The following is a 1,684-nucleotide window of genomic DNA, read 5'->3' as shown; positions in this document are numbered from 1 at the left end:
GAAAAATGCTCATCTACAGTAACTTGAAAAAAACACCTATGCTGTCTGTTTTCTGAACTCAATAGGAGGCAGGCAGTTTCGTTTGGGTCTGAATTCGAATTCCCCGTTTACCGCAACCGCAGAAGCTTTTTGTCTTGCAAATGAAAACAAATTGAAACGTTCATGGCGGCGAAAGTTTGTTAAAATGTATAGGATAGAAATAAAATTCGAAAACGTGCCATACAATGAACATGCATGGCAAATATACGAGTCAGGTGATCGACATGGGGTTTGAACAGCAACTTGTTCATAAAACATTTTATGAGACGCTTGTCGAGGCGGGGGAACGCGACGTTGTCCGCGCGCTTGGCGAGATGTTTTTCGCGGCGCATCGGGATGGCGCGGATTTGTCGTCGATTCGCTTTGCCCAAGGGGAAGTGTATTTCCACCGCCGCGATTATGAAGCGGCCATTTTTAAATGGGAACAAGTCCAGCGCGATGATTTGCGCCCGTGGGCGCAAAAAAACATCGCCGACAGCTACTATGAGCTTGGCCGTCTCGAGCTGGCCGAGGAGCTGTACCGTTCGATTGAGACGGACAGCGAAACGTTGCAGGCAGAAATCATGTTGCGTCTGTTTTCGCTCTACCGTGAGTTGGGGGAAAACGCGAAAGCGGATGATATGATTAAGCGCGGTGTGACGTTGTATCCGGATTATCCGAATATGACCGAATGGGCGCGCGCCTTTTTCGAGGAGCAAGGTGATTGGGAAAGCGCCGTTGAGCTTGCGTTAGGAGAGACGTTGCGGACATCGGCGCGCCGCTGGGCGGACATCTTGATCGGTTATGTGGAACAAGGGCATGCGAGAGTGATGGCGCCTGAGCGGTTTTCACGTTGCCTGGCGCTGTTGTACGAAACGGATCGGGTGAAATTTGAGCGGCTCGTGCAGGCGCTATGGAACGGGTATCGAGATGGCGACCTTTATTTTTCGTGGCTGGCGGAGTGGAATCGTCTCTATGAGGAATTAGAGATCCGCCGCGACTATGACTGGAAGAGAATCCCTGTTCTTTTAGCGGATGCGTATGCGGGATTGATGAAAGGTCCGTACCGATTAAAAGAGTTGGTGGAAGTGGCGCCGCCGCTTGTGAAAAGCTGGATGAGTTTAGCCGACGGTCCGGAGGCAGCGGCAGCGGCGGCTGCCTTGTTGGCGTGGAGCGAGAAATTTCCTGAGGCGTTTCAAGAAGAGACGATCAACGACGCCGCTAAGCGGCTCGTTCATGCGAAACGGCCCGTTCGGGAGACGGGTGTGTCGCTGTTTGACGAAATAGCCGATTGGGCGGAAGAACAGCGGGCGGGTTCGCACTTCCGCTTCCGCTGGGTCGTGCGGCAGTTGTCCGATTCGCGGACGCATTGCGTTTTGGTCGCTGGAGCGTCGCGCCATGAACGGTTGGCGTTTTTGCGGACGTTGGTCGGCGAGGCGGCGTTGGCGGCGCCATCTGCGCCGGTGCTGGCATGGAGAAACGGCGGGGAGCTGGAAGTGGCGAAAATCAGCGATGATCAGTTTACCGTTTTCTCGAGCATTGATGAATTTCAACAGGCGGCGGGAGGACGCGCCAACCGATTTCCTGATGATGTTGTCATTGAATGTGCGGCTCCGTTCTCACTCGTGCCGCAAGGGATTGTCTTGCTGGATATCGGGCCGCTCGG

1 protein-coding gene is annotated in these 1,684 nt (G+C 53.9%); it reads left to right on the top strand.

Annotated features, from left to right (window positions below; genetic code table 11):
• Positions 1 to 224: 224 nt before the first annotated feature.
• The coding region (locus VU18_RS08905) for a GTP-binding protein (RefSeq protein ID WP_047758172.1) at positions 225 to 1,684 on the top strand (1,460 nt) is incomplete at its 3' end.

This window comes from Geobacillus sp. ZGt-1 (genome assembly GCF_001026865.1).
Classification (GTDB): domain Bacteria; phylum Bacillota; class Bacilli; order Bacillales; family Anoxybacillaceae; genus Geobacillus; species Geobacillus thermoleovorans.
The sequence above is the reverse complement of the archived record's forward strand: the minus strand, read 5'-3'. Positions and strand labels throughout refer to the sequence as shown.